The following is a 25,479-nucleotide window of genomic DNA, read 5'->3' as shown; positions in this document are numbered from 1 at the left end:
ATTTGTGCTCTCCGACGCGGAATAGTGCGCGCGCCGTCACACCGATCGGCCAACTCAAGGGAGAGAACAAGAATGAAGACCTCGGTCCTCGCCTTCGGCCTCGTTGCCGCCACCGCTCTGACGAGCCCCGCCCATGCCGACAAGCTGGACGACATCATCGCTTCGGGAACGCTGCGCTGCGCCGTGGTGCTCGACTTCCCGCCGATGGGCTCGCGCGACGAGAACAACGAACCGATCGGCTTCGACGTGGATTACTGCAACGATCTGGCCAAGGCGCTCGGCGTCACCGCCGAGATCGTGGAGACGCCGTTTCCCGAGCGCATCCCGGCGCTGATGTCCGGCCGTGTCGATGTGGGTGTCGCCTCCACCTCCGATACGCTCGAGCGCGCCAAGACCGTCGGGATGACGGTGCCCTACTTTGCCTTCGAAATGGCGGTAACCGCCAACGAGAAGTCCGGCATCAAGTCCTTCGAAGACATGAAGGGCAAAGTGGTCGGCGCCACCGCCGGCACCTATGAGGCAATCGCACTCGAAAACCAGGTCAAGGCCTGGGGCGAGGGCGAGTTCCGCCCCTACCAGACGCAGGCGGACGTCTTCCTGGCGCTGAGCCAGGGCCAGCTCGACGCCACCGTCTCTACCTCGACGGTCGCGCAGTCCAACGTCAAGGGCGGCAAGTTCCCCGGCATTTCCGTGGTCGACAAGGCGCCCTTCGACATCGACTACGTGGCCCTCTTCACCAACCGCGAGGAATACGGCTTCCTCAACTACCTCAACCTATTCGTCAATCAGCAGGTCCGCACCGGCCGCTATGCCGAACTCTACGAGAAGTGGGTCGGAGGCGAGGCTCCGTCCCTGTCGGTGAACGGCGTTTACCGCTGATCCGAGAATCGTCTGACGGTGCGGGGCAACCCGCGCCGTCGCTGCATTCCGAGGGGTGAGACGGGAATGTTCAACTACACCTTCCACTGGAATCAGGCGCTGAGGGCGCTGCCGCAGATGCTGGATGGCGCGGTGGTCACGCTGCAGGTCGCGGTGCTGTCGATGGTCATCGGCGTCGCCTGCGCGATCGCGCTCACCGTGTTCCGCCTGTCCGGCAGCCGTATCCTTGGCGGCATCGCCACGACCTGGGTCGAGGTCGCGCGAAACACGCCGGCGCTGTTCCAGATCTACATGGCCCATTTCGGCCTCGGCAATTTCGGGATCCACCTGAGCCCCTATACGGCGCTTCTGGTCGGGATCGCCTTCAACAATGCGGGCTATCTTGCCGAGAATTTCCGCGGCGCGCTCAAGGCCATTCCGGATACGCAGGCGCGGGCGGGCCGGTCGCTCGGCATGACCTCGCTGCAGGCGTTCCGGCTGATCGTTCTGCCGCAGATGCTGCGCGTGGCCTTCCTGCCCGCGACCAACCAGATGGTCTGGGCCATCCTGATGACGTCGCTGGGCGTCACCGTCGGCATGAACACCGACCTGGCCGGCATCACGCAGGAGCTGAATGCCCGCTCCTTCCGCACATTCGAATTCTTCGCGCTCGCTGCGGCGATCTACTACCTGATTGCCAAGGCGGTCACGCTTGCAGCCCGGGCCTTCGCCTGGCGCATGTTCCGCTACTGAGAGGGGTGAGAGATGTTTGATACTGCCCTCACCTGGAACGATCTCGCCTTTCTTGCGCAAGGCGCCGGAATGACGCTGGCGGTCACCGCCGTCGCCGTCACCGCCGGCACCGTTCTCGGCATCCTCTTCGGAGTGATCCGGTTCCAGATCGGACCCTATTGGTCGGCACCGCTGACCTTGCTGCTCGACGTGTTCCGCTCGGTACCGCTCCTGATCCAGCTCGTGCTCGGCAATGCCTTCCAGTCGATCGCCAAGCTCGGCTGGGGCCCCTTCACCACCTCCGGTGTGGTGCTTTCGCTCTACACGGCGGCGTTCTGCGCGGAGATCGTGCGCGGCGGAATTTCGTCGGTACCGGTGACGACCCGTCGTGCGGCGCGCTCCCTCGGCATGACCTGGTGGCAGGACATGCGCTATATCGTGGCGCCGCTTGCCACCCGGGTCTCGCTTCCGTCGTGGATAGGCCTGACGCTCGGCGTGATGAAGGACTCCGCACTGGTGCTCTGGCTCGGCCTGGTCGAGCTCTTGCGTGCCTCGCAGATACTGGTCACGCGTCTGCAGGAGCCGCTCTTCATTCTGCTGATCTGCGGCGCCATCTACTTCCTCCTCAGCTTCCCCGTCGCCCGGCTTGGCGGGTATCTCGAAAAACGGTGGTCCCCCAATGATTGAGATCGAAAACGTCCGCAAATCCTTCAGCTTTCTGGAGGTTCTCAAGGGCATCGACCTGACCGTCGAAAAGGGCGAGGTGGTCACCATCATCGGCGGCTCCGGCTCCGGCAAGTCGACGCTGCTCACCTGCATCAACGGGCTCGAGCCGATCGACTCCGGCCGGATCGTGATCGACGGGACCGATGTCCATGCCAAGGGCACCGATCTCAACAGGCTGCGCCGCAAGGTCGGGATCGTGTTCCAGCAATGGAACGCCTTCCTGCATCTGACCGTGCTGGAAAACGTCATGCTCGCCCCGCGCAAGGTGCTCGGCCTCTCGAAGGACAAGGCCGAGGAGATTGCGGTGAAGCAGTTGACCCACGTCGGTCTCGGCGAGAAGCTCAAGGTCTATCCGAACCGTATGTCGGGCGGCCAGCAGCAGCGCATGGCGATCGCCCGGGCGCTTGCCATGTCGCCGGAATATATGCTGTTCGACGAGGTGACTTCGGCGCTCGATCCGATGCTGGTCGGCGAGGTGCTCGACACGCTGAAGATGCTGGCGGAGGAGGGAATGACGATGATCTGCGTTACCCACGAAATGACCTTTGCCCGCGACGTGTCGGATCGCGTGGCCTTCTTCCATCAGGGGATCATGGCCGAGATCGGTTCGCCCGATCAGATTTTCGCCTCGCCGCAGAACCCCGAGACGCAGAAGTTCCTGGCGAGCGTACGATAAATGGCCGAACCGGACGTCATCGTGATCGGCGCGGGGGTCGTCGGCCTATCGGCCGCAATCGCCGCCGTGGCCAGCGGCCTGTCGGTCACCGTTCTGGACCGCGAGGAGCCGGCGGCCGGCGCTTCCGCCGGCAATGCCGGGGCATTCGCCTTCACCGATATCCTTCCGCTTGCCTCGCCCGGCATCCTGAAAAAGGCGCCGAAATGGCTCCTGGATCCGCTCGGACCGCTTACCGTGCCGCCCGCCTATGCGCTGAAGATCGCGCCATGGATGTTCCGCTTCTGGCGTGCTTGTCAGCCGGCCCGCGTGGCGCATTCGACCGCGGCCCAGACCGCGCTGATGGACCTGTCGAAAGCGGAACTCGAGCCGTTCCTCGGAGCAACCGGCACGGCGCCCATGCTGCGCAAGGAAGGCAACCTCCAGGTCTATGAGGGAGAGGCGGAATTCAAGGCGTCGCTTGCCGGCTGGAAGGCGCGCGCGGATCACGGGATCGAGTTCCGCCATCTCGATGCCGCAGGCATTGCCGAGATCCAGCCGGGCCTGGCGGCGCGCTTCACCCACGCCACCTTCACGCCCGGCTGGTACTCGATCGCCGATCCGAAGCTCTATACGCTTGCCCTTGCCGACCATTTCCGCACGATCGGCGGGGTGATCGAGCGCGCGGAGGTCATTGCGCTGAAGCCCGTCGACGGGGCGGTTGAAGTCCTGAGCGCCGACGGCAGGGCCCGGCGGGCGGCACAGGTGGTTCTCTCGGCGGGCGCTTTCTCGCACCGGGTTGCGCGCACGCTCGGCGAAAGCATTCCGCTCGAAACCGAGCGCGGCTACAATACGACGCTTCCCGCCGACGCGTTCGATCTGCGCACGCAGATCACCTTCGGCGGCCATGGCTTCGTTGTGACACGGCTGTCGACCGGTATCCGGGTCGGCGGTGCGGTCGAACTCGGCGGGCTCGATCTGCCGCCGAACTTCCGCCGCTCGGAAGCGATGCTGAAGAAGGCGCAGGCCTTCCTGCCCGGCTTGAAACCGGAAGGCGGGGTGCAGTGGATGGGCTTCCGGCCGTCGCTGCCCGACAGCCTGCCGGCCATCGGCCGCGCCCGCGCGACGCCGCGGGTGATCTTCGCCTTCGGTCACGGCCATCTCGGGCTCACCCAATCGGCGGGGACGGCTAGGATCGTCGCCGATCTCTTGACGGGCCGGACTCCGGCCATCGACATTGCACCCTTTTCGCCGCAAAGATTCTGACAGAGGTTTCGACCATGGCCACCCACACCTTCTCCTGCATCGACGGCCACACCTGCGGAAATCCCGTCCGCCTGGTTTCGGGCGGGGGCCCGCGTCTCGAAGGCGCGAACATGCTGGAAAAGCGCGCGCATTTCCTGAAGGAATTCGACTGGATCCGAACCGGTCTCATGTTCGAGCCGCGCGGCCACGACATGATGTCGGGTTCGATCCTCTACCCGCCGACCCGGCCCGACTGCGACGTGGCGGTGCTCTTCATCGAGACCTCCGGCTGTCTGCCGATGTGCGGTCACGGCACCATCGGCACCATCACCATGGGCATCGAGAACGGCCTGATCACCCCGCGCGAGCCCGGAAAGCTGTCGATTGATGCCCCCGCGGGCAAGGTCGACATCACCTACCGCCAGGAGGGCCGCTTCGTCGAGGAGGTGCGCCTTACCAACGTGCCGAGCTTCCTGTATGCGGAAGGCCTCACGGCGGAGGTCGAGGGGCTGGGCGAGATCGTGGTCGACGTCGCCTATGGCGGCAATTTCTACGCCATCGTCGAGCCGCAGAAGAACTTCCGCGACATGGCCGACCATACGGCGGGAGAACTGGTCGGCTGGAGCCCCAAGCTCAGGGCCGCACTGAATGCCAAATATGAGTTCGTCCATCCCGAACACCCGGAGATCCGGGGCTTGAGCCACATCCAGTGGACGGGCAGGCCGACGCAGCCGGAGGCCCATGCCCGCAACGCGGTGTTCTACGGCGAGAAGGCCATCGACCGCTCGCCCTGCGGCACCGGCACGTCGGCCCGGATCGCGCAGCTTGCCGCCAAGGGCAAGCTGAATGTCGGCGACGAATTCGTCCACGAGTCGATCATCGGGTCGCTTTTCAAGGGTCGCGTCGAAGCGGCGGCGAAGGTCGCCGACCGCGATGCGATCATCCCGTCGATCGCCGGCTGGGCGCGAATGACCGGCATCAACACCATCTTCATCGATGACCGCGATCCCTTCGCCCACGGCTTCGTCGTAAAATGAGCGGCCTCGATCCCGCCCGCAGCATCCTTCAGGGGTGGGCCGAAGGCCCGGTCATCGCGACCGGGGAGGCGCTGAGTTTCTGGGGCGGGGTCGATCCCGCGACGGGCTGCGTGATCGACGTGCACCACCCGCTGCATGGCGTCCCGCTCACCGGCTGCATCCTGATGATGCCGTCGAGCCGCGGGTCCTGCACCGGCTCGGGTGTGCTGCTCGACCTCGTGCTGACCGGTCGGGGCCCGGCCGCACTCATATTTTCCGAACCGGAAGATGTGCTGACCCTCGGCGTGCTGATCGCTTCCGAGATGTTCGCCAGCCCGCTGCCGGTGCTGCGTCTTGCGCCGGAAGCCTTTGCGGCGCTCGCTCGTGCGAAGACGGCGCGGATCTGTGACAGGACGATTGAAGCCGAAGGGCTGACGATCCCCGTCGTTTCGCCGGCGACGGCCGCGCTCGACCTGACCGATGGCGACCGCGCCACGCTCGACGGAGAGGAAGGCGTCGCGGTTGCGCAGGCCATGCGCATCATTACGGCCATGGCGGCGCAGCAGGGGGCACAGGGCCTCGTGGATGTGACGCAGGCGCATATCGACGGCTGCATCTATGCCAGCCCCGCGAACCTGACCTTTGCCGAGAAGATGGCGGAGATGGGCGCGAAGGTGCGGATCCCGGCGACGATGAACGCCATCTCCGTGGACCATGCCAATTGGCAGAGGCAAGGCGTGCCGCCGTCCTTCGGCGACCCTGCGGCGCGGCTCGCCGACGCCTATGTCCGCATGGGCTGCCGTCCGACCTTCACCTGTTCGCCCTATCTGCTCGACAGCGCGCCTGGGACGGGCGAAGCCGTCGCCTGGGCGGAGTCCAATGCCGTAATCTTCGCCAACAGCGTGCTCGGTGCGCGGACGGCGAAGCACCCGGATTTCCTCGACCTTTGCATCGCGCTTACCGGACGGGCGCCGCTCTCCGGCGTCTATCTCGACGAACACCGCAAGGCACGGCGGATCATAGACGTCGAACTGCCCGCGGCCGCCGACGACGCTTTCTGGCCGCTGATCGGCTATCTCGCCGGGCGGGCGGCGCCAGATCGCATTCCGCTCATCCGCGGGCTTGCTCCGGCGGAGCCTTCGCGCGACGACTTGAAGGCGCTTTGTGCCGCCTTCGGCACCACCTCGGCCGCGCCGATGCTGCATGTGGAGGGCGTGACGCCGGAGGCCGGCGGTGCTGCGGCTGAGGACGCGGATCATGCAACCATCACCCGCGATGAAATGACGGCCGCGTGGTCCGCCCTGAACGAGGGTCCGGATGAAATCGAACTCGTGGCGATCGGCAGCCCGCACGCGTCCCTTGCCGAGTGCCGGGCGCTGGCCGAGGCGCTCGACGGCCGCAAGCGGCATCCGGACGTGGCGGTGATCGTCACGGCCGGCCATGAGGTCATTGCGGCGGCGCGCCGCGAGGGAATTCTCGCGCGGCTTCAGGAGAGCGGCGTGCAGGTGCTGCCGGACCTCTGTTGGTGCTCAATCTCCGAGCCCGTGTTCCCGACGCGTACCCGGGCGGTCATGACCAACTCCGGCAAATACGCCCATTACGGTCCCGGTCTTTCCGGGCGCGCAGTGCGCTTCGGCAGCCTTGCCGATTGCGTCGCCGCGGCCTTGACGGGGCGCGTCCCGGTCCGGATGCCGGACTGGCTTCCCTGAAGCGCGGCGGACGTTCATAACCGCGCTGGTTTTTGAAACGAGGAGTTCGCGATGCGCAGCACCAAGACCATTCATGTCATTTCCGCCCATGCCGAGGGTGAAGTGGGCGACGTGATCGTCGGCGGGGTCGCGCCTCCGCCGGGCGACACGATCTGGGAACAGAGCCGCTGGATCGCCCGCGATCAGACCCTGCGCAACTTCGTCCTGAACGAGCCGCGCGGCGGCGTCTTCCGCCATGTCAATCTCCTGGTGCCGCCGAAGCATCCGGACGCGGATGCCGCCTTCGTCATCATGGAGCCGGAAGATACGCCGCCCATGTCCGGCTCCAACTCGATCTGCGTTTCCACCGTGCTGCTCGACAGCGGCATCCTGCCGATGAAGGAGCCGGTGACGGAGATCACGCTCGAAGCGCCCGGCGGTCTCGTTCGCGTGCGCGCGGAGTGCCGTGACGGCAAGGCCGAACGCATCTTCGTCGAGAACCTGCCGAGCTTTGCCGAGCGGCTCGACGCGAAGGTGGAGGTCGAGGGGCTCGGGACCCTTACAGTCGACACTGCCTATGGCGGCGACAGCTTCGTAATCGTGTATGCCGCCGCAATGGGCTTCGCCTTGAAGCCGGACGAGGCGCACGACATCGCCCGGCTCGGCGTCAGGATCACCAATGCGGCAAATGCCCAGTTCGGTTTCCATCATCCGGAAAACCCCGACTGGCGGCATTTCTCCTTCTGCCTCTTTGCCGGTCCCGTGGAACGCACGGCGGAAGGCCTGCGGGCGGGTGCTGCGGTCGCGATCCAGCCGGGCAAGGTCGACCGCTCTCCGACCGGCACGGCGCTCTCGGCACGCATGGCCGTGCTGCATGCCCGAGGCCAGATGGGGCTCTCGGACCGGCTGACGGCCGTTTCGCTGATCGGCTCCACCTTCTCCGGCCGCATCCTTGGCACCACCGAAGTCGGCGGCCGGCCGGCCGTGCTGCCGGAAATCTCGGGCCGCGCCTGGATTACCGGCACCCATCAGCACATGCTCGACCCGTCGGACCCATGGCCCGAGGGCTACCGGCTGACCGACACCTGGGGTGCGCGCTGAGCGAATTGGCGCGTGGGTGGAAATCGGCAGCGTTTTGCGTCATTGAAACGATGATGAACGCATCGCGACAGGGAGGAGAATCGGATGAAGGCACGCATCAAATGGGTCGAAGGCAGAACCTTCGTCGGAGAATCCGGAAGCGGCCACAAGGTCGTGCTCGGCACGGGCGCCGGCCCGGATAGCCCGACACCGGGGCCGAGCCCCATGGAAATGGTGCTTATCGGCACCGGCGGCTGCTCGGCTTTCGATGTCGTCCACATCCTCGAGAAGGGCCGCGAGGCCGTCGAGGATTGCGTGGTCGAGATGGATGCCGATCGGGCGGATCAGGACCCGCGCGTATTCACCCGCATCCACATGCATTTCATCGTCAAGGGCCGTGGTCTGGCCGCCAAGAAGGTCGAGCGCGCGGTGGCCCTCTCCATCGAAAAATATTGCTCCGCATCCGCGATGCTCGCAAAGACGGCGACCATCACGCACGATTTCGAGGTCGACGACACGTCGAACACGGTGGACTGATCCGGCGCCTCCGCCCCTCGTCCGCCTGCCGGCACCTTCTCCCCGGAGAAGGAACAAGCGGACCGCTCCTCGCATCCTCATCGGTCTTGAACCTTGCCGCGAGTCCCTTCGCCCCGCTTGCGGGGAGAGGGGGCTTCGGGAATTCCGCTGAGCGCCACATGGTTCAACCGCATCCAGCGCAAAGCAGCCTGAAAAATTTTCCACTCCCATGTCGGCGCCTTTGGGCGCCGTTCGTCCTATCGTATGCGCGGCACAGCCGCGAACGGGAGAATGCCCTTGATTTGATCGGCAATCCGGGCGTGGACTGAAAATGAATGCCGCGCCGGACTGCCCTGAGCGGAGATACGAGAAATGATCGATGCGCATTATCGCTGGGTGATCGTTGCTGCCGGCGGCCTGCTCGGCTGCATTGCAATCGGTGCCATGTTTTCATTGCCGGTTTTCCTTGTGCCCATCTCGCGGGATACCGGATGGTCCGTGACCGGCATATCGAGTGCCATGACGGTGGGTTTCATCGCAATGGCCCTGGCAAGTATGGTCTGGGGGAGCGCTTCGGACCGCTGGGGCCCGCGCCCGGTCGTGCTGGTCGGTTCCGCGCTCCTTGCGGCGAGCCTTGCGCTTTCCAGCCTTGCGCCATCGCTGATCGCATTCCAACTCTTCTTCGGGGTGATCGTCGGAGGTGCCTGCGCGGCGATATTCGCGCCGATGATGGCTTGCGTGACAGGCTGGTTCGATACGCATCGCAGCCTTGCCGTATCTCTTGTATCGGCCGGCATGGGAATGGCGCCCATGACCATGTCGCCGTTGGCCGGGTGGCTGGTTACGATCTACGACTGGCGGACATCGCTGCAGATCATAGCCGCTCTTGCCGCCGTCACGATGATTCCGGCTGCGTTGCTCCTGCGCCGTCCGCCTGTCCTCGAAGGTCCGAATGCCGTCTCTGCAAGTGAGGGGCAGCCGGACATGTCCCTTGGACAGGCGCTGAGGTCGCCGCAATTCGTCATATTGCTGCTGACGAACTTCTTTTGCTGCGCCACTCATTCGGGGCCGATTTTTCACACCGTGAGCTACGCCGTGAGCTGCGGGATCCCGATGATGGCCGCTGTTTCCATCTACAGCCTCGAGGGTCTGGCGGGAATGGGCGGCCGTGTCGCCTTCGGCATCCTCGGAGACCGCTACGGCGCCAAGCGCATTCTGGTATCGGGGCTGCTGCTGCAGGCCTTCGGTGCGCTCGCCTATTTCTTCGTGCGCGACCTCGGCGCCTTCTACGCGGTGGCTGCCGTGTTCGGCTTCATCTATGCGGGCGTCATGCCGCTTTACGCCGTGATCGCCCGCGAGAATTTCCCGTTGCGCATGATGGGCACCGTCATCGGCGGCACGGCAATGGCCGGCAGTCTCGGCATGGCGATCGGCCCGGTTGCCGGGGGGGTGATCTACGACGTTTTTGCCAGCTACGGCTGGCTCTATATCGGTGCCTGGGGTCTCGGCATCGGTGCTTTCCTGATCGCACTGACCTTCAAGCCCTTCCCCAGGGAACGGCCGGAACTGGCTGCCGCCTGAGGCAATCGCGAGGAAAATCGTGCCACGGTTTTCCTCGTCGCTCTGTTGGAATGAGCCGATCGGCTTCAGGCTTCACTGCGTACCGGGACGGTCAAGCTGAAGCGAAAGCTGCACGCCGCGCTTGAGGGGCGGGAGCGGTATACCGACCTGAATCCGTCCGAAGGTTTTTCTGCGCCACTCCTGTTCGCGCTCCCGCCGGCGTCTTGCCTGGGCGACGGCGGCCATAGCGCGCTCGATCACTTCCTCTGCATGGGTCATGAGAGACTCTCCAGAATGTTCACGTTATGTTCTCATCGCCATTCCTGAAAGTCAAGCCTCACCGGGGAAGCACGTCGGTCCGAGGCGGCTCCTTTTCGTCGGGCGGATTCTGCGTGTCGTCCTCGGGCCCCTTATCGGGCTGGGGCTCGTTCGGCGGCGGATCGGGAATGCCGAGTGGCGGAACCGGGTTCGGCGGAATTATTCCCGGCCCGGGGCCGGGACCGATAGGATCGGGCGTCATTGAAGGTCTCCCTCTCATTGAGGTGCCGGCGCGTCGGCGATCGGCGGTGTGTAGACGACCGTTTCGGTTTCACCTTCCAGCATGGCGCCGCCGATCGCCAGATAGGCGAAGATGGCGCATATCGCGAGCAGTATGAGACCTATCGGGAATGCCGCTGTGGCGCGCCTTTCGGGCATGTTGCGATCTTCATGGGTCAACATGGTGCACTCCAATACGGCTGCATGCTTCCGTAAATCCGGCGATCAGGATCAAAGCAAGCAGCACTCCAAGTGTTACAGGCGCCCTTGCGCGCCGGATAAGGCGCGAGGCGCTGTCATCATGGGAGAACGAAACCGGCGTTCACCGGTTCCAAAAGGCGAGCGACGGAAAATGGGCGCGCTTCAGCCTTTAGGCATACCCGCAGAACCGATACGGGTAAGCATCTCTGCGAGCGCCGGCCCCTGGAGTAACGGGACCGACAGCGGGAGCAGCGCAGCCGCAACCGTGCGGACGAGGTCGGCGTTGGAGCCGGCGGCGGTTCCTTCCGGAAGCCAGAGATTGTTTTCGAAGCCGACGCGGACATGGCCGCCGAGGAGCGCTGCGGCTGTGACGCAGGCCGCCTCGTGGCGTCCGAAGGCGCAGACGCTCCAATGGGAGTAGGCGGGCATGCCCCGCGCCAGAAAGGGCAGCAGATCACCGGGGAGGGACCTTTGCCCCGGCGTATACCGGCCGAGTACGTAAAGCACGGGAATGTCGTCGCGGGAAAGCAGACCTCGTCGCCGCATGCCGTCCAATCGCACCGCCTCCTTCGGATCGTAGAGGATGATCTGCGGCGAAACCTTCTCCCGGGCAGCCCACGACAGAAGATCCGCAAAGGCAGCCTCGTGCGTTTCGTCCGGGACCAGCTCTCTGAGCGCCAGAGACACGGCCTCGGGCCGGACGGCCTTGACGACTGCGATCTGCTCGGCCGGCGAGTAGATGCCCAGCGCCTCGCTGGTGATCTGAATCACCATGCGATCGCCTACGGCAGCCCGGATCGCTGCGATCGCGGCGCGGTAGGCTTCGGCATCGAGAAGATGGCTTCCGTCGTCCTTGCGCACGTGGACGTGGATCATCGCCGCGCCGGCATCGAGGCAGTCGCGTGCGGTAAGCGCGAGTTCTTTCGGGGTCAGGGGTATGGCAGGATGGTCGGCCTTCGTCCGGCGCCCGCCATTCGGCGCGACCGCGATCGAAATCCCCTGCAAAGCATCGCCAGCGTTCATGTGGGCACCATCGAACTATGATTTTTGGAAATCATAAAATTGCACACTGAAACATTCGTTGCAATGGTCGCGGGATCGTTGTTAAATGAAGCATGGACAAGGGGCCGCTCAGCGACGCGATCATCACTGCATTCGACGGGCTTTCGTCGCAATTGCGGACGGCGGCCCGCTATATCATCGACCATCCCCGCGACGTTGCTCTTCTCTCCATGCGCGAGCAGGCGCGCCAGGCGGGGGTGCAGCCCGCGACGATGACCCGCCTTGCCAAGCAGCTCGGCTTCGATGGTTACGATGCCATCCGCGAACGCTATGCCGAGGCGCTGCGGGAGGGTGATGCAGGATTTGCCGGAAAGGCCGGCGAGCAGGCCCGAAGCCAGAAGCTCAGGGGCGACCATGCGCTCGCAGCCGATATGTTGCGCACCATCGGGACGCAGATTTCGCGGCTCGCAGAACCGGTGGTGCTCGATCGCATCGTTGCAGCGGCAACGCGGATTGCCGATGCCCGGCGGGTCTATTGCCTCGGGCTGCGCTCGAGCCACGCGGTCGCCTGGCAGTTCCACTATATCCTCTCGTTGGTGGGCGAAAAATCCGTGATGCTGGAGGGCATCGGCGGCACCGGCGCGGATGCCGTCGCCCGTGCCACGAGTGCAGACGTGCTGCTCGTGGCCAGCGTTCTTCCCTATACACGGGCGACGATCGAACTTGCCGAATATGCTCGGGACAACGGCGTACCGGTCGTCGCGGTGACCGACAGCGAAGTGGCGCCGCTTGCGCAGATCGCCGAGACGATCATCGTGGTGCCGACCGAAAGTCCTTCCTTCCTGCACGCCATGTCGCCGGCCTTCGCCGTCGCCGAAGTGCTCGGCGCGCTCATCGCAGGCCGGGGCGGCGAAGCCACGCTCGCCGCTCTGAAGCGCTTCGACGGACAGCTCGCGGCGCTGAACACCCATCTCCAATCCCGCAACTCCAAGAGAACGCTATGACCCATCTTCTCCACCGCGCCATTCATGCGAAACTGCGGGTCGCCGTGCGCGGCGAAGGCATCCGGCTCTTCGATGCCGAGGGCAAGGCCTATATCGACGCCTCCGGGGGGGCCGCCGTCTCCTGCCTCGGTCACGCTCATCCGGATGTGCTCGCCGCCCTCCATGCGCAGCTCGACCGTATGGCCTATGCCCATACCGGCTTCTTCACCACCGAGGCCGCGGAACGGCTTGCCGACCGGCTTGTTGCCGATGCACCTGACGGGCTCGATCACGTCTACCTGGTGAGCGGCGGATCGGAAGCCGTCGAGGCGGCGCTGAAGATGGCTCGGCAATACTTCGTGGAGAAGGGCGAGCCGCAACGCCGCCACATCATCGCCCGGCGTCAAAGCTATCACGGCAATACGCTTGGCGCATTGGCGGCCGGGGGCAACGAGTGGCGGCGCGCTCAATTCCGGCCGTTGCTCGTCGAAACCCACCACATCGATCCATGCTTCGCCTATCGCCTGCAGCAAGCCGGCGAGAGCGATACGGACTATGCCGCGCGTGCCGCGGCTCAACTCGAGGCCAAGATCCTCGACCTGGGCTCCGATCAGGTGATCGCCTTCGTCGCCGAGACGGTGGTAGGCGCCACGGCCGGTGCGGTGCCGCCAGTCGCGGACTATTTGAAGCGCGTTCGGGCGATCTGCGACAAATACGGAGTGTTGCTGATCCTCGACGAAGTGATGTGCGGCATGGGCCGGACCGGGACTCTGCATGCCTGCGAACAGGACGGCGTCATCCCGGATCTGATGACCATCGCCAAGGGGCTCGGCGGCGGCTATCAGCCCGTCGGCGCGGTTCTGCTGTCCTCCGCAATCTTCCGAGCATTTGCCGAGGGGTCGGGCTTCTTCCAGCACGGCCATACCTATATGGGCCATCCGATGGCCGCGGCGGCCGGCCTTGCCGTGCAGGACGTCATCCGCCGCGACGGGCTGCTCGAGAACGTCGTATCGATGGGCGACTATCTCGAAAGATGCCTGGTCGAGCGGCTCGGCAATCATCATCACGTCGGCGACATTCGCGGCCGCGGCCTCTTCCGTGCCGTCGAGCTTGTCGCAGACAGGACGACGAAGTCCCCTTTCGATCCCGGCCTGAAGCTCAATGCCCGGATCAAGAAGGAAGCCATGGCACGGGGCCTGATGGTCTATCCTATGGGCGGCACGATCGACGGGCAACGCGGCGATCATGTCCTCCTGGCGCCCCCCTTCATCCTTGGACGGGAAGACGTCGATCAGATCGTGGAGCGCCTGGGCGATGCCGTGGATGCGGCCATTGCCTCGCTCACTGAAGCTGCCGGTTAGGGCAAGCGGACCAGAGCTATAGATTAATGCGCCCTCTGGTCGGCAGGCCAGAGGGGCACTGTTTTCGCAGACCTCGCAACAGGCCACTATTCGCTGCATTTTTTCAGCCGTGACGCTAAACAGATCCGGATGGTGCAAATTGTCATGGCGACAAAGCATAAAAAGCATTCTATATTTGCACACTGGCGCCGGCGGCAAAACGCTGATGCCCGAATGCAAAACAGGGGAACGCCACCATGAGAAACAGACTTCGCCATTTCTTCGCGGGCTTTTTCGCCGCTGCTCTCTCGCTCTCCGGCCCGGCAGCTGCCGAGGACCTGGTCGTAGACACCGACACGGCCTTCGTGCCTTTCGAGTTCAAGCAGGGCGACAAATATGTCGGTTTCGACATCGATCTCTGGGACGCGATCGCGAGCGAGATCGGGGTTACCTACACGCTGCAGCCGATGGATTTCAACGGCATCATCCCGGCGCTGCAGACGAAGCAGGTCGATGCCGCCCTCGCCGGCATCACCATCAAGGACGAACGCAAGAAGGTGATCGACTTCTCTGATGGCTATTATGACAGCGGATTTATGCTGATGGTGCCCGCCGACAGCGCCATTGCCGGTTCGTCGGACCTCAAGGGTAAGACGCTGGCCGTGAAGACCGGCACGTCGGCCACCGACTATGCAAAGGAGAACTTCACGGAGACCGAGCTTCGCCAGTTCCCGAACATCGACAACGCCTATCTGGAACTGCAGACGGGCCGCGTCGACGCCGCGATGCACGACACGCCGAACGTCCTCTATTACGTGGCGACTGCCGGCGGCGGCAAGGTCAAGGCGGTGGGCGAACAGATGATGGCGCACCAATACGGCATCGGCTTCCCGAAAGGGAGCGAACTCGTCGCCAAGGTCAATGAGGCGCTCGCCAAGTTGAAGGCCGATGGCCGTTACGCCGAAATCTACAAGAAATGGTTCGGCGTCGAGCCGAAGAGCTGAGTTTCCTGCATCGAGTCGGGCCGGATCGATCCAGCCCGCCCGCAGGAATGGCGAGAGCATTTCCAGAAAGCCGCGGCGGCTGCCACTGCAGCCGCCCATAACCTCTATCGGTAGCGTCGCCATCGCCGCAGGGGCAGATCGCGATGCAGCGGAGCAATTCAATGGAATTCGATTGGTCTGTGGTCGTGGAGGCCATGCCCGCTCTCCTGGGCGGTGCACGGCTGACCATTCTGATAGCACTGGCGGGCCTCGTCGGCGGCCTGGTCGTCGGTGTCGTCGCCGGCTTCATGCGTGCCTATGGCAACGCTATCCTGAACGCCGTCGCCTTTACCTATGTCGAGGTGATCAGGGGCACGCCGATCGTCGTGCAGGTGATGTTCATCTACTTCGCCCTGCCGCTGCTCGCGGATTTTCGCGTCAATCCGATGACCGCGGCGGTGACGGCGATCGTCGTCAATGCGGGCGCCTATATTGCCGAGATCGTTCGCGGCTCGCTGCTCTCGGTGAACAAGGGACTGAAGGAAGCGGGGCTGGCGCTCGGCTTGCCGGTCTGGAAGGTGCTCGCCTACATTGTCGGCCCGATCGCCTTCCGGCGAATGATCCCGCCGCTTGGCAACCAGTTCATCGTCAGCCTCAAGGACACATCGCTATTCATCGTCATCGGTGTCGGCGAGCTGACCCGCCAGGGGCAGGAAATCATGGCGGCGAATTTCCGCGCAGTCGAGATCTGGTCCGCCGTCGCCGTTCTCTACCTCATCATGACGAGCACGCTGACCATGATCCTGCGCGTGACGGAAAAGAGGATGCGTATCCTATGAGCATTGTGGAATTCAGGAACGTCACCAAGGCATTCGGCAACGTAACCGTGCTCAAGGAAGTCGACCTCAACATCGAGGCCGGTGAGGTGGTGGTGCTCATCGGCCCTTCGGGCTCAGGCAAGTCGACCCTTCTGCGCTGCATCAATGCACTCGAGGAGATCGACGGGGGCGACCTCGTGGTCGACGGCATCAGCGTGCGCGAAGGGCGCTCCAAGGTGAGACTCATCCGGCAGGAAGCCGGCATGGTGTTTCAGCAATTCAACCTTTTCCCACAGATGACGGCGCTCGCGAACGTCGCTTTCGGGCCGCGGCGCGTGCGTGGCGTGGGCAAGGCCGAGGCGATCGGTCAAGCCCGCGAGCTGCTTGCCAAAGTAGGTTTGGCCGACCGCGGCCACCACTATCCCTCCGAGCTCTCCGGGGGCCAGCAGCAGCGCGTCGCCATCGCCCGCGCGCTGGCCGTGAAGCCGAAACTCATGCTCTTCGACGAGCCGACCTCAGCGCTCGACCCCGAACTGCGCCATGAGGTTCTGCGGGTGATGCAATCGCTTGCGGAGGAGGGCATGACGATGATCGTCGTCACGCATGAGATCGCCTTTGCACGCCAGGTAGGCTCCCGGCTGATCTTCATGGAGGGCGGCAAGATTTCCGTCGACGGCGATCCGACCGAACTTCTCGATAATCCCGAAAATCCGCGTCTTCGTGAGTTTCTCCAGCATGTCCATTGAGGTTTCAAGCAGCCTGCCCCTGGTCGAGATCGACGGGTCGCCCTTCGAGGTCGGCGTAGCGCTTGGCCGCCATGGCCGCGACATCGTCCACCACCATCTGATCAGGACACACGGCTGGGCGAGTGTGATCGCCTTCGCCGGCCAAGAACGCATTGTCGCGGCGAGGGCACTGGTCGAAGCACACTTTCCCCGCTATTTCGAGGAACTGCACGGTCTCGCAAAAGGCCTCGAACTGCCCTTTGACGAGGTCTTTGCTTGGAACTGCCGCGGCGATATCCGGGCGATCGCCCCCGACGGATGCACCACCGTCATGCTGCCCGGCCAGAGGCTCACGCTGGCGCATAACGAAGACGGAGATCCGGGCCTTCGTCCGGGCTGCGCCATTGTCCGTATCGCTTCCGCAGGCGGCCGCGCCTTCTTCGGCTTCGTCTATCCCGGTTCGCTTCCGGGGCATACATTCGCGCTCAACGATGCCGGGCTCGCCATGGCCGTCAACAATATCCGCTCGCGCCAGACAGGACCAGGAATGCCGCGCATGGTCCTATGCCGCGCCGTGCTCGATTGCGGCACGGTCCGCGAGGCACTCGACATGCTGCGCAGTTCGCAGCGCGCCGCCGCCTTCCATATTTCCCTGGCCCAGCCCGGAAATCGGGGCATCGCCAGCGTCGAGTTTACCCATTCGGCCTGTTCGATCCGGCAGGTCGATGCGCCCGAAGTGCACGCCAACCATCTGATTCACGACGGTACGCGCGAGGAGCGCCAGCGCGTCACCGCCTCTTCCCGCTCCAGACAGGAACGTGGAGAGGAAATTCTGGCCGGCGGCGTGACCGGCGTCGAACCTCTTGCGGTCCTTTGGGACCGGCAGCGGACGGCCTTGCCGATCTATCGCGAACAGCCCGACGATCCGGACGGCGAGAATACGCTGGCGACGGCGGTCTTTCGCATCGACATGGACAGAATCGCCTGCGAAATCTACGACAGGGCGCATGCCGCACCGCTCTTTCGCTTCGAGGAAAGGCGGTCGCTGCTCGATTGAGGTTCACGATGGCACCGCCCACCGATCCCCCTGCATCCGCCCGGCCAGGCACGATCGAGGAACTGCGCGACCTGACGCTCAGGATCAGGCGCAAGGAAATCGACCTCGCTCTCGGCAGCAAGGCGCTCGACGTGCTGGCACGCCTGGTCGATACGCCCGAACAGACGGCGGTGCGCAGCATATCCGAGCTCGCCGACGGCCAGGGCGTTAACGCCTCGACCCTTACCAGGCTTGCCAAGCGGCTCGGCTATGCCGGCTTCAGCGATTTCCAGAGCGTCTTCCGCCAGGCGATCGCCGATGACGAGCGCTACTTCTACAGCCGCCAGGCTGGCCGTCTGATGTCGGTCACGCGCGGCGAGCGGGAAGAGGTCCATGTCCTCGAACGCATCGGCCAGGAGACGAAGGCGAATATCGACGGCTTTCTGGGTCAGACGGATGCCGAGACGCTGAAGCGGGCGGCGGCGTTGCTCGCGACCGCGCCGCGTGTGCGCGTGCACGGGGTACGCCAGTTCCATGCTTTCGCGAGCTTTATGGTCTACGGCCTCGGAATGCTGCGCAGCGACGTCGCTTTGCTGGACGCACCGCGTCTCGGCGAGGCGGAGGCGCTGTCGCAGCTTTCTCCCGGAGACCTGGTTCTGGTCGCGAGCTGCGCGCCCTATACCCGCAGCGTGGCCGAAGTGGCCGCGGTGGCAGAAAAAGCCGGACTGGAGGTGATCGCGGTAACGGACAGCCGTTCTTCGCCGCTCGTTCCCCCCGCCCGGCACGCCTTCTTCATCCCGCACGCCAGCAGTTTCTTCAGCAACAGCATGGGAGCCTATATCGTCTTTTGCGAAGGGCTACTCAATCTCGTGGCTCGCGAATTGGGCGAACGCGCCATCGCTGCCCTTGCCGCGCGGGAGAGGCTGATCGGAGAAATGGGCATCGAAACCGGTTGAATTCGGAGCGAAGGCCGGCGCTGAAGGCCTCTACGTTACGCAACGCCCAACGTCTCACTCCTTCAGATGCGGTTCGCCGAGCGTATGCATCAGGCGGTTCGCCCAGCCGAAGATTGCGATCGAATGGATCAGGTCGAGGATCTCCAGATCGTCGAGCCCGATCTCGCGCAGGTGGTAGAACTGGTAGACGCCGACATTGTCCGGGTGCGCCGTCAGATCCACGCCGAAATTGAAAAGCGCCTGCTCGAAATCCGGCAGGTCGGCGTCGAGGCCGCTTCTGTAGATCTCGTCTACCACCTCCGGCCGCTTTTCCAGCTGGATGTAGCGGTTGGCATGCACCGAGGCGCAGTAGATGCAGCGGTTGACGAAGGAAGCTGCCAGCGCGCCGATTTCGCGCCCGCCGCGCGAGAGCCCGCCTTCGCTGTACATGATGTCGTTGAAGAGCGGCGTACGTTCGGCGAGCATCTCGGCGTCGTTGGCCAGAACCAGGACATAGTTCGAAACCTTGGTGTTCGAGGGCGTCACTTTCAGAGCGTCGAGCTGCTCCGGCGTCGCCTCGTCGAGCTTCACTGGCTTGACGTAGGGCTGCCAATCGAGCGGCTCCAGGGTGAATTCGTGTACGGCTTCCGACATGTCAGTTGTCCCTCAGCATCTTGAGGCCGGCCACGACCAGCACCTGATAGTTCACGAAGGCGATGAGACCTGCGAGGGTTACGATATCGCGGTCGTCGAGACCGACGGCGTAGAGCGCTTCGATATTCGCGCGCGTCGCTTCCTTCGGCTTGAGCGTCACCAGATCGACATGAGCAAGCATCGTTGCGAGCCGCTTGTCGCCCTCGGGCCTGAAGGACGGATCGGCGATCGATCGAAGGTCGGCTGTCGATCCCTTCTCCTCGAGCTGCGCCTTGTAATGGGCCTGGAGCTCTGCCGCTTTCCAGAGGCCGGCGATGCGCGCCGCGAGAGCCGCCCTCATGGCGTAGGAGAAATTACCTGGTTCGGCGGGGAGAAGCGCCGCGTCATGACTGGTTTGCGTGAAATGCTTGAGCTTTTCGCGCCGCTCGCGCAGCGCCTGAACGGGCGAGGAGGGATCCAGGCCGAGCACGGCGTCGATCACATCTGTTTTCGGGGAAACGGTCATCGTAATCCTTCAGCTTGGGCAATCGTCATCGAGAAATTCAAGCAGTTTTGTGTGCCGGCTGCGGCGCGTCCGCGTCGGTCCATTCGGAGCCGTCGAGTTCGGGCTTCTCATAGGCGAGCAGGGCTTTCCAGTGGTAGTCGATATCGCGGATGAAGAGCGAGGCGGCGATCCCGCGTGCCAGCCAGAGCGCGCCCTCGCTGATTGCCGGAATGTCGCCGCTCACCTTGCCGATGCTTATCGAGGCACCATAGTTGAAGCAGTGGATATCCTTGAGCCATGACGCGGTGCCGGGCTCCTTCTCGGTGAAGGCGAAATCGTCATCGAGCCAGGGGAAACGGCCAAGGTCTGAATTCTCTTCTCCGGCCGGCGGCGTGTAGCGGTCCTCCCAGCAGGCGATCCGGTCCTGATAGGGCGCGAGCTCGTCGCGGCTGAGCGGATCGACCGTGAAGCCGGTTCCGAGGATGACGAAATCGGTCCGGAAGACGCGGCCCTTCGTGGTTGTGATCAGCACTTCGCGGCCTTCCTCCCGCATCGAGCCGATGGCGCAATCGAAGTGGAAGAAGGCGTTGGGATGGCGGCTGACGCGCAGCGTCGAATTGTGCGGCGCCGGCGTCTGCTGCTTGACGGAATAGTCCATGATCCGCCAGCGCCACTCCGGATCGATTTTGGCAAACCCCGCCGTTACCCCGTAGGAGCCGATGCCCATCAGCTTATTGACGGTCGGCATCTCCTTGCGGCGCGCGAGCAGGCGGACCTCGCCCGCGCCGGACTCCAGCGCCTCGGCCGCATTGTCGACAGCGGATGCGCCGACACCGATGACGACGACGCGCTTTCCCTTGAGTGCCTCGAAATCGACGTCGTCGGCGGAGTGAGCCCAGGACGCGTGGCGCTTCATGCCTTTGACGAAAGCCGGAACGACCGGCTCACCAAGGCCTTCGCGGCCCGTGGCCAGAACCAGCTTGCGCGTGACGACGGAAGGCTTGCCGCCGCCGGCGATCTCCAGCTCCAGGAGACCGTCCTCGCGAGGGCGGACGCGAGTGACATGCGTGTCGTTCTCGACGGGAATGGACAGAACCCCGCGGTACCATTTCAGATAGTCCATCCACATCGGGCGGGGAATGCGGAACAGCGTTTCCCACGCTGCTTCACCGAAGCACGCGGTGTACCAGGCGCGGAAGGTGAGCGAGGCCATGCCGAGCGCCGGGCCCAGCAGGTTCTTCGGCGAGCGCAGGGTTTCCATGCGGGCAAAGGTGACCCAGGGACCCTCCTGCCCCTTGGGGGCACGGTCGAGGATGCGCAGATTGGCGATGCCTGCCCGGGTCAGGGCAAGCCAGGCGACCATGCCGCACATGCCGCCGCCGATGATGACGACATCGCTCACCGGCTGTCCGTCAGCCGTCGTGACCGGCTTCGACCAGTTGGCAGGCGGGTAATTGAGATAGTCCAGGTCCTGTTTGACCCTCGCATTCAGTTCCGCGAGCCGCCCATGCTGTTCATTCGTCATAATAGCCTTTGCTCCTGAAATCCGCTTTCGGGGCCGCCGCTGCCGGCGGCCCCCTGAAAAGACTGCGCCAGTCAGGCGCGTCAGTCGGCAAGAACGACCGCGTCGCGCTCGCGCCAGCCGAGCCACACCTCGTCCGTCCCGATGTGCGAAAGCGCTACCGGATCGAGCTGCAAGGCCAGCTCCGCGCCATTTTCGAGTTGCACGGTCAGGGACGTGTGGGCGCCCTTGAAGACGCGCTGAACGATGCGGCCCTTCAGGGCGAACCGGTCCTTCGGCTGTTCCGCCACGCAGTAGAGGGCCTCGGGACGAAGCGCGACGGTCGCGCCGGTGCCGGCCGCCAGCTTCGTCCCGTTGAGGTCGGCGTGGATGATGCTTCCGTTCCAGTCGATGGCCGCGGTCGCGCCGTCGTCGGAAAGCAGCTTGCCTTCGAGGAAATTGCTCTGGCCGATGAAGTTGGCGACGAAGCGGCTGCGCGGCCGGGAATAGAGCTCGTTCGGGCCGCCCATCTGCTCGATCCTGCCTTTGTTCATCACCACGATCACGTCGGACATGGTCAGCGCCTCCTCCTGATCGTGGGTGACGAAGATGAAGGTCTTGCCGGTGGTCCGCTGGATGGTTTTCAGCTCGATCTGCATCTGCTGGCGCAGCTTGGCATCGAGCGCCGAAAGGGGCTCGTCGAGCAGAAGCACGTTCGGGTCGGGGGCGAGCGCGCGCATCAGCGCGACGCGCTGGCGCTGGCCGCCCGAAAGCTGGTCGGGCATGCGGTCCGCGAAATCCTGGAGCTTGACGAGGGCCAGCAGTTCCATGGTCCGTTTGTGGATCGCGTCCGAAGAAAGTCCTTTCAATTCCAGTCCGAAGGCGATGTTGCGGCCGACGTTGAGGTGCGGAAAGAGCGCATAGTCCTGAAAGACGATGTTGACGTTGCGTCTGTTCGGCGGCAGATGCGAGATCGGCTCGCCTTCGAGATAGATCTCCCCCGACGAGGGTTGCTCGAAACCGCCGAGCATCCTCAGCGTCGTAGACTTGCCGCAACCGGAGGGGCCGAGCAGCGTCACGAATTGTCCCGGCTCTACGGCGAGGTCCAGGCCATCGACCGCAGGCAATCCGCCGTAATATTTGTTGACGTTTTTGAAGTGGACCACAGGCTGCATCGTCAGTTCCTTGAACGGCGGGTGAGGTGCTCGGCGTAAACGCCGACAGCGGCTGTCACGACCAGCACGATCGTCGCCATGGCGTTGATTTCCGGCGACATGCCGCCCTGTACCTTCGCGAAGATGAGCATCGGGAGCGTGGGCTTGTAGCCGCCGAGGAAGAAGGTGCGGACGAAGTCGTCGATACTGGTGAGCACGCAGAAGATCATGCCGCCGAGAAGTGCCGGCATCAGGTACGGGATCGTGACCCTGAGGAAGGCCACGAACCGATCGGCGCCGAGATCGCGAGCCGCGTCGACCAGATTGGCCGGCATGGAACGCAGGCGCGTGAGCACCATGATCACCACGAAGGGCACGGCATGGACTGCATGTGACAGGATGATCGCCGCCGTGCCGGTCGGGATGTCGACGGTTCGGATGAATATCCGCATGGAGATTGCGTTGATGAGGCCCGGAACGACCGCCGGAAGGCAGGCGAGTGCGAAGATGATGGCCCTGCCCCAGATGCCTTCGGTGGAGACCAGAAGAGCGATCCACACGCCGATGACGGTCGCCGCGGCGGTGGTCGCCAGCGCGATCCCGATCGAATAGAGCGAGGCTTCGATGAATTGCTTGTCCTGCAGCACCTGGGCGTACCAGTTGAGCGTCCAGTCCGTGATCGGAAAGGCGACGAAGCTCGCATCCTTGAAGCTCATGGCCGTCATCAGCGCCAGCGGCAGCAGGAGATAGACCGCAAACAGCCAATAGGCGGCACCGAGGGCCGTCTTCGGGAGATCGGCGAAGTATGGTCGCATCGTGGCCTCCTTACATCAGCCGGACGGAACGGCCGCCGATCACCCGCATGAACAGGCCGACCGTCGACAGAGAAACCGCGAGCAGCAGCATGGCGAAGGCGGCGCCTTCGGGCCATTTGTCGTTCGAGGAGTGGAAGAGCGTCGCGATCACCTCGGGGAAGATAACCGTATTCGGGCCGCCGAGCAGGAGCGGTGCCGCGAAGACCCCTACGGAGGTGAGATAGACGAGGCTGCAGCCGGAGACGATGCCGTCCTTCGACAAGGGCAGGATCACGCGGCGGAAGCGCTGGAGCGGGCCGGCACCGAGGTCGGCCGCCGCATGAATGAGCGGTGTCGGTATCTTCTCGATGGCCGAATAGAGCGGCAGCAACATATAGAGCGCCAGCAGATAGATGACGCCGAAGCTCAGCGAGAACGACGTGTAGAGCATTGGGATCGGCCGATCGATGAAGCCGAGTTCGCGTAGCGCTACGTTGACCGCGCCGCGATTGGCGAGAAGCATGATGACCGAAAAGGTGCGGATCAGTTCTCCAGCCCAAAAGGGGATGAGCAGGAGCAGCAACGCGCGCATGCGGTTCTTCGGCTGAACGATCTTCGCGACGTAGTAAGCGACCGGATAAACGATCACCAGGGTCGAGATCGTGACGACGGCCGCGAAGATGAGGCTGCGGATGAAGGGCATGAAATAGAGCTGGTCGGAGAAGAACAGCTCGTAATTGGCCAGCGTATAGGCGGGGCCTCCGTCCGGTGCCTGCGGGTAGTCCGTCATGAAGCTGATCCGCCCCATCTGGAAGATCGGGCCGATGTGCAGCGCCGCGATCCAGAAGAGAGGGACGCCGGCAAGCAGCGCCAGGCGGGCACGGCGGCTGTCCGCAAGGCGTCCGATGGTGTGGCGATAAAGACCCGAACCGACGGCCTTGCCGATCCATCCGGCATAACGGGGCACCCGTAAAGAACCGGCGGATCGGGCTTGCATTGTGGTCGTATCTACCATTGTCGTCGTTCCAGGCTCAGGAAATGCTCTTTCTCGCGGCCGATCCCAAGGGGACCGGCCGCGTCGGATGGGCCTCGGCGATCGATCAGGCGGCCTTGATCTCGGCGACCGCCTTGTCGACCATCTCGTTTTTCATGTCGCGGTTGACGGAGCTGAAGAACTGGATGCGCTCGGTCTGCTCCTGCGGCAGGGTCATTGCAGCACGCTCCTTGTCGTTCAGCACCTTGTCCACGCCGTCGAATGCGGAGGCGAAGCCCGACTGCCGGCTCATCGCCGCGCCGATCTCCGGAGACGAGAGGATGGCGTCGAGGAAGGTATAGGCCGCATCCGTATTCGGGCCGTTCTTCACCACGTTGAAGGAGTAGAGGAAACCATAGGTCCCCTCCTTCGGAACCGATATTTCGATCGGATGTCCGTCCATGATCAGCTTCGCCGCGGGGCCGGACCAGCTATGGGCGACATAGATGTCCTCGTTGACGAACATCTGCTGAACTTCGGAGCCGGCGTCGTAGTATTTGCGAACCATGTCCTTGTTCTGGATCAGGTAGTCGCGCGCCTTGTTGGTTGCGGCCTGCGCCTCCTCCGGCTTGCCTTCATAGGTGACGAAGTCGCCGTCATTGCCCTGATAGCGCATGGTAATCTGGAGGAAGTCGGAAATGATGTAGGACGTCAGGCCCTTGTATTCCTGATCGAACATGATGGCCCAGCTGTCGGAGGCCTTGGTATAATCCGTGTTGCGGGCGAGGCCCTCGAAGCCGGCCAAAAGCGGCACCCCGTAGACCGAACCGTCGACGGTAAGCTGCGGTGCGCCCTTGTAGGCGGAGGCGAGCTTGTCCCAGTTCTTCAGCCGGCCGGTGTCGAGCGGCGTGAGCAGCTTGGACCCGATGAATTGCGACAGACGATGGCCGGTGACCGTGACGATATCCGTCGAAGGCGTCTCGCCTTCGGCCGACAGCACGTTGTACTGCTTGCCCTGGTCGTCTGTCAGGCGAATGCGCACTTCAATGCCCGTATCCTTCTGAAACTGGTCGATAAAGGATTGCGGAACGAACTTGTCATAGGTGGTGATGTTCACGACCTTGGACTGGGCAAATGCCGGGCGAATGATTGCCGGCGCTGCCAGGACGCCCGTGCCGGCGGCCAGAAGCTTCAGCGTGGAGCGGCGGGTTGCGGTGAAGTCTTTCATGTCATTCTCCTCTTTTGGTTCTCAGTTTCGTTGTTATGAATTGGATACTTCCCGGCAT

The 25,479-nt window shown here is 63.9% G+C and carries 28 protein-coding genes; 17 read left to right on the top strand and 11 right to left on the bottom strand.

The features are described 5' to 3' along the window. Positions 1 to 72: 72 nt before the first annotated feature. From BHD07_RS29395 to BHD07_RS29350, 10 genes are all read left to right on the top strand, one after another. Positions 73 to 879 (top strand): ABC transporter substrate-binding protein, encoded by an 807-nt coding sequence (locus tag BHD07_RS29395; protein ID WP_018097996.1) that lies wholly within the window; start codon positions 73 to 75, stop codon positions 877 to 879. 66 nt (positions 880 to 945) lie between these two features. After that, positions 946 to 1,611, top strand: a complete 666-nt coding sequence (locus tag BHD07_RS29390) for an amino acid ABC transporter permease (RefSeq protein WP_338284073.1) — start codon at positions 946 to 948, stop codon at positions 1,609 to 1,611. 12 nt (positions 1,612 to 1,623) lie between these two features. Beyond that, a complete protein-coding gene (locus BHD07_RS29385) occupies positions 1,624 to 2,277 on the top strand; it encodes an amino acid ABC transporter permease (protein ID WP_102764124.1) in 654 nt (217 codons plus the stop codon). Further along, on the top strand, positions 2,270 to 2,992 hold the full coding sequence (locus BHD07_RS29380) for an amino acid ABC transporter ATP-binding protein (protein ID WP_338284072.1): 723 nt from the start codon (positions 2,270 to 2,272) through the stop codon (positions 2,990 to 2,992). The genes BHD07_RS29385 and BHD07_RS29380 overlap by 8 nt, the downstream gene beginning before the upstream one ends. Next, a complete protein-coding gene (locus tag BHD07_RS29375; RefSeq protein WP_338284071.1) occupies positions 2,993 to 4,234 on the top strand; it encodes an NAD(P)/FAD-dependent oxidoreductase in 1,242 nt (413 codons plus the stop codon). A gap of 14 nt (positions 4,235 to 4,248) precedes the next feature. Then, positions 4,249 to 5,250 carry a 4-hydroxyproline epimerase gene (locus BHD07_RS29370; RefSeq protein WP_338284070.1) on the top strand — a complete coding sequence of 334 codons (1,002 nt, stop codon included), beginning with the start codon at positions 4,249 to 4,251 and terminating at the stop codon, positions 5,248 to 5,250. Continuing rightward, on the top strand, positions 5,247 to 6,938 hold the full coding sequence (gene lhpI / locus BHD07_RS29365; RefSeq protein WP_338284069.1) for a cis-3-hydroxy-L-proline dehydratase: 1,692 nt from the start codon (positions 5,247 to 5,249) through the stop codon (positions 6,936 to 6,938). Before BHD07_RS29370 ends, lhpI begins: the two co-directional genes overlap by 4 nt. Positions 6,939 to 6,989: 51 nt before the next feature. After that, a complete protein-coding gene (locus BHD07_RS29360) occupies positions 6,990 to 8,018 on the top strand; it encodes a trans-3-hydroxy-L-proline dehydratase (protein WP_338284068.1) in 1,029 nt (342 codons plus the stop codon). An 84-nt stretch (positions 8,019 to 8,102) separates the two neighbouring features. Next, positions 8,103 to 8,534, top strand: coding sequence for an OsmC family protein (locus BHD07_RS29355; RefSeq protein ID WP_338284067.1), 432 nt, complete (start codon positions 8,103 to 8,105; stop codon positions 8,532 to 8,534). A 351-nt stretch (positions 8,535 to 8,885) separates the two neighbouring features. Then, positions 8,886 to 10,094, top strand: a complete 1,209-nt coding sequence (locus tag BHD07_RS29350) for an MFS transporter (RefSeq protein ID WP_338284066.1) — start codon at positions 8,886 to 8,888, stop codon at positions 10,092 to 10,094. 72 nt (positions 10,095 to 10,166) lie between these two features. On the opposite strand, the gene BHD07_RS29345 is transcribed toward BHD07_RS29350, so the two are convergent. From BHD07_RS29345 to BHD07_RS29330, 4 genes are all read right to left on the bottom strand, one after another. Continuing rightward, complete coding sequence (locus BHD07_RS29345) at positions 10,167 to 10,352, bottom strand: hypothetical protein (RefSeq protein WP_015243438.1); 186 nt, start codon at positions 10,350 to 10,352, stop codon at positions 10,167 to 10,169. 58 nt (positions 10,353 to 10,410) lie between these two features. Then, a complete protein-coding gene (locus tag BHD07_RS29340) occupies positions 10,411 to 10,593 on the bottom strand; it encodes a hypothetical protein (RefSeq protein WP_338284065.1) in 183 nt (60 codons plus the stop codon). A gap of 14 nt (positions 10,594 to 10,607) precedes the next feature. Continuing rightward, positions 10,608 to 10,793 carry a hypothetical protein gene (locus BHD07_RS29335; RefSeq protein ID WP_018097986.1) on the bottom strand — a complete coding sequence of 62 codons (186 nt, stop codon included), beginning with the start codon at positions 10,791 to 10,793 and terminating at the stop codon, positions 10,608 to 10,610. A 180-nt stretch (positions 10,794 to 10,973) separates the two neighbouring features. Next, positions 10,974 to 11,834, bottom strand: coding sequence for a 3-keto-5-aminohexanoate cleavage protein (locus BHD07_RS29330; RefSeq protein ID WP_338284064.1), 861 nt, complete (start codon positions 11,832 to 11,834; stop codon positions 10,974 to 10,976). A gap of 92 nt (positions 11,835 to 11,926) precedes the next feature. Here BHD07_RS29330 and BHD07_RS29325 point away from each other — a divergent pair, with 92 nt between their 5' ends. The 7 genes from BHD07_RS29325 (at position 11,927) to BHD07_RS29295 (ending at position 18,654) form a co-directional block, all read left to right on the top strand. Continuing rightward, complete coding sequence (locus tag BHD07_RS29325) at positions 11,927 to 12,817, top strand: MurR/RpiR family transcriptional regulator (RefSeq protein WP_338284063.1); 891 nt, start codon at positions 11,927 to 11,929, stop codon at positions 12,815 to 12,817. Further along, entirely contained in the window at positions 12,814 to 14,157 is a 1,344-nt protein-coding gene (locus BHD07_RS29320; protein WP_338284062.1) for an aspartate aminotransferase family protein, read from the top strand. The genes BHD07_RS29325 and BHD07_RS29320 overlap by 4 nt, the downstream gene beginning before the upstream one ends. Positions 14,158 to 14,393: 236 nt before the next feature. After that, positions 14,394 to 15,140 carry a glutamine ABC transporter substrate-binding protein GlnH gene (gene glnH / locus BHD07_RS29315; protein WP_338284061.1) on the top strand — a complete coding sequence of 249 codons (747 nt, stop codon included), beginning with the start codon at positions 14,394 to 14,396 and terminating at the stop codon, positions 15,138 to 15,140. Between the two features lie 161 nt (positions 15,141 to 15,301). Next, positions 15,302 to 15,958 (top strand): glutamine ABC transporter permease GlnP, encoded by a 657-nt coding sequence (gene glnP, locus BHD07_RS29310; RefSeq protein ID WP_338284060.1) that lies wholly within the window; start codon positions 15,302 to 15,304, stop codon positions 15,956 to 15,958. Continuing rightward, positions 15,955 to 16,683 (top strand): glutamine ABC transporter ATP-binding protein GlnQ, encoded by a 729-nt coding sequence (glnQ, locus tag BHD07_RS29305; protein ID WP_018097980.1) that lies wholly within the window; start codon positions 15,955 to 15,957, stop codon positions 16,681 to 16,683. The genes glnP and glnQ overlap by 4 nt, the downstream gene beginning before the upstream one ends. Continuing rightward, positions 16,673 to 17,719 (top strand): C45 family peptidase, encoded by a 1,047-nt coding sequence (locus BHD07_RS29300; protein ID WP_338284059.1) that lies wholly within the window; start codon positions 16,673 to 16,675, stop codon positions 17,717 to 17,719. Before glnQ ends, BHD07_RS29300 begins: the two co-directional genes overlap by 11 nt. A gap of 8 nt (positions 17,720 to 17,727) precedes the next feature. Then, entirely contained in the window at positions 17,728 to 18,654 is a 927-nt protein-coding gene (locus tag BHD07_RS29295; protein ID WP_018097978.1) for a MurR/RpiR family transcriptional regulator, read from the top strand. A 54-nt stretch (positions 18,655 to 18,708) separates the two neighbouring features. Here BHD07_RS29295 and BHD07_RS29290 read toward each other — a convergent pair whose 3' ends face one another. From BHD07_RS29290 to BHD07_RS29260, 7 genes are all read right to left on the bottom strand, one after another. Beyond that, a complete protein-coding gene (locus BHD07_RS29290) occupies positions 18,709 to 19,287 on the bottom strand; it encodes a peroxidase-related enzyme (RefSeq protein WP_100672490.1) in 579 nt (192 codons plus the stop codon). 1 nt (position 19,288) lies between these two features. After that, complete coding sequence (locus BHD07_RS29285) at positions 19,289 to 19,792, bottom strand: CMD domain protein (RefSeq protein WP_324764267.1); 504 nt, start codon at positions 19,790 to 19,792, stop codon at positions 19,289 to 19,291. A gap of 37 nt (positions 19,793 to 19,829) precedes the next feature. Beyond that, entirely contained in the window at positions 19,830 to 21,296 is a 1,467-nt protein-coding gene (locus tag BHD07_RS29280) for an NAD(P)/FAD-dependent oxidoreductase (protein WP_338284058.1), read from the bottom strand. Positions 21,297 to 21,376: 80 nt separating this feature from the next. After that, positions 21,377 to 22,447: an ABC transporter ATP-binding protein gene (locus tag BHD07_RS29275; protein ID WP_100672487.1), complete on the bottom strand. Its 1,071-nt coding sequence runs from the start codon at positions 22,445 to 22,447 to the stop codon at positions 21,377 to 21,379. 2 nt (positions 22,448 to 22,449) lie between these two features. Further along, positions 22,450 to 23,241: an ABC transporter permease gene (locus tag BHD07_RS29270; protein WP_338284057.1), complete on the bottom strand. Its 792-nt coding sequence runs from the start codon at positions 23,239 to 23,241 to the stop codon at positions 22,450 to 22,452. A gap of 10 nt (positions 23,242 to 23,251) precedes the next feature. Further along, positions 23,252 to 24,235 carry an ABC transporter permease gene (locus BHD07_RS29265; protein WP_338284056.1) on the bottom strand — a complete coding sequence of 328 codons (984 nt, stop codon included), beginning with the start codon at positions 24,233 to 24,235 and terminating at the stop codon, positions 23,252 to 23,254. A gap of 85 nt (positions 24,236 to 24,320) precedes the next feature. After that, positions 24,321 to 25,421 (bottom strand): extracellular solute-binding protein, encoded by a 1,101-nt coding sequence (locus BHD07_RS29260; protein ID WP_100672484.1) that lies wholly within the window; start codon positions 25,419 to 25,421, stop codon positions 24,321 to 24,323. Positions 25,422 to 25,479: the final 58 nt, after the last annotated feature.

It is taken from the genome of Sinorhizobium sp. KGO-5 (assembly GCF_036245905.1).
Taxonomy (GTDB): domain Bacteria; phylum Pseudomonadota; class Alphaproteobacteria; order Rhizobiales; family Rhizobiaceae; genus Sinorhizobium; species Sinorhizobium meliloti_A.
The sequence above is the reverse complement of the archived record's forward strand: the minus strand, read 5'-3'. Positions and strand labels throughout refer to the sequence as shown.

Bases quoted from the DNA above. Each gene is read 5' to 3' on its own strand.
- glnQ (WP_018097980.1), top strand. From the start codon at position 15,955: ATGAGCATTGTGGAATTCAGGAACGTCACCAAGGCATTCGGCAACGTA.
- BHD07_RS29260 (WP_100672484.1), bottom strand. From the start codon at position 25,421: ATGAAAGACTTCACCGCAACCCGCCGCTCCACGCTGAAGCTTCTGGCC.
- BHD07_RS29285 (WP_324764267.1), bottom strand. From the start codon at position 19,792: ATGACCGTTTCCCCGAAAACAGATGTGATCGACGCCGTGCTCGGCCTG.
- BHD07_RS29370 (WP_338284070.1), top strand. From the start codon at position 4,249: ATGGCCACCCACACCTTCTCCTGCATCGACGGCCACACCTGCGGAAAT.
- BHD07_RS29265 (WP_338284056.1), bottom strand. From the start codon at position 24,235: ATGGTAGATACGACCACAATGCAAGCCCGATCCGCCGGTTCTTTACGG.
- BHD07_RS29290 (WP_100672490.1), bottom strand. From the start codon at position 19,287: ATGTCGGAAGCCGTACACGAATTCACCCTGGAGCCGCTCGATTGGCAG.
- BHD07_RS29375 (WP_338284071.1), top strand. From the start codon at position 2,993: ATGGCCGAACCGGACGTCATCGTGATCGGCGCGGGGGTCGTCGGCCTA.
- BHD07_RS29295 (WP_018097978.1), top strand. From the start codon at position 17,728: ATGGCACCGCCCACCGATCCCCCTGCATCCGCCCGGCCAGGCACGATC.
- glnH (WP_338284061.1), top strand. From the start codon at position 14,394: ATGAGAAACAGACTTCGCCATTTCTTCGCGGGCTTTTTCGCCGCTGCT.
- BHD07_RS29380 (WP_338284072.1), top strand. From the start codon at position 2,270: ATGATTGAGATCGAAAACGTCCGCAAATCCTTCAGCTTTCTGGAGGTT.
- BHD07_RS29280 (WP_338284058.1), bottom strand. From the start codon at position 21,296: ATGACGAATGAACAGCATGGGCGGCTCGCGGAACTGAATGCGAGGGTC.
- BHD07_RS29320 (WP_338284062.1), top strand. From the start codon at position 12,814: ATGACCCATCTTCTCCACCGCGCCATTCATGCGAAACTGCGGGTCGCC.
- BHD07_RS29350 (WP_338284066.1), top strand. From the start codon at position 8,886: ATGATCGATGCGCATTATCGCTGGGTGATCGTTGCTGCCGGCGGCCTG.
- BHD07_RS29390 (WP_338284073.1), top strand. From the start codon at position 946: ATGTTCAACTACACCTTCCACTGGAATCAGGCGCTGAGGGCGCTGCCG.
- BHD07_RS29335 (WP_018097986.1), bottom strand. From the start codon at position 10,793: ATGTTGACCCATGAAGATCGCAACATGCCCGAAAGGCGCGCCACAGCG.
- BHD07_RS29395 (WP_018097996.1), top strand. From the start codon at position 73: ATGAAGACCTCGGTCCTCGCCTTCGGCCTCGTTGCCGCCACCGCTCTG.
- BHD07_RS29385 (WP_102764124.1), top strand. From the start codon at position 1,624: ATGTTTGATACTGCCCTCACCTGGAACGATCTCGCCTTTCTTGCGCAA.
- glnP (WP_338284060.1), top strand. From the start codon at position 15,302: ATGGAATTCGATTGGTCTGTGGTCGTGGAGGCCATGCCCGCTCTCCTG.
- BHD07_RS29355 (WP_338284067.1), top strand. From the start codon at position 8,103: ATGAAGGCACGCATCAAATGGGTCGAAGGCAGAACCTTCGTCGGAGAA.
- BHD07_RS29345 (WP_015243438.1), bottom strand. From the start codon at position 10,352: ATGACCCATGCAGAGGAAGTGATCGAGCGCGCTATGGCCGCCGTCGCC.
- BHD07_RS29275 (WP_100672487.1), bottom strand. From the start codon at position 22,447: ATGCAGCCTGTGGTCCACTTCAAAAACGTCAACAAATATTACGGCGGA.
- BHD07_RS29300 (WP_338284059.1), top strand. From the start codon at position 16,673: ATGTCCATTGAGGTTTCAAGCAGCCTGCCCCTGGTCGAGATCGACGGG.
- BHD07_RS29340 (WP_338284065.1), bottom strand. From the start codon at position 10,593: ATGACGCCCGATCCTATCGGTCCCGGCCCCGGGCCGGGAATAATTCCG.
- BHD07_RS29360 (WP_338284068.1), top strand. From the start codon at position 6,990: ATGCGCAGCACCAAGACCATTCATGTCATTTCCGCCCATGCCGAGGGT.
- BHD07_RS29270 (WP_338284057.1), bottom strand. From the start codon at position 23,241: ATGCGACCATACTTCGCCGATCTCCCGAAGACGGCCCTCGGTGCCGCC.
- lhpI (WP_338284069.1), top strand. From the start codon at position 5,247: ATGAGCGGCCTCGATCCCGCCCGCAGCATCCTTCAGGGGTGGGCCGAA.
- BHD07_RS29330 (WP_338284064.1), bottom strand. From the start codon at position 11,834: ATGAACGCTGGCGATGCTTTGCAGGGGATTTCGATCGCGGTCGCGCCG.
- BHD07_RS29325 (WP_338284063.1), top strand. From the start codon at position 11,927: ATGGACAAGGGGCCGCTCAGCGACGCGATCATCACTGCATTCGACGGG.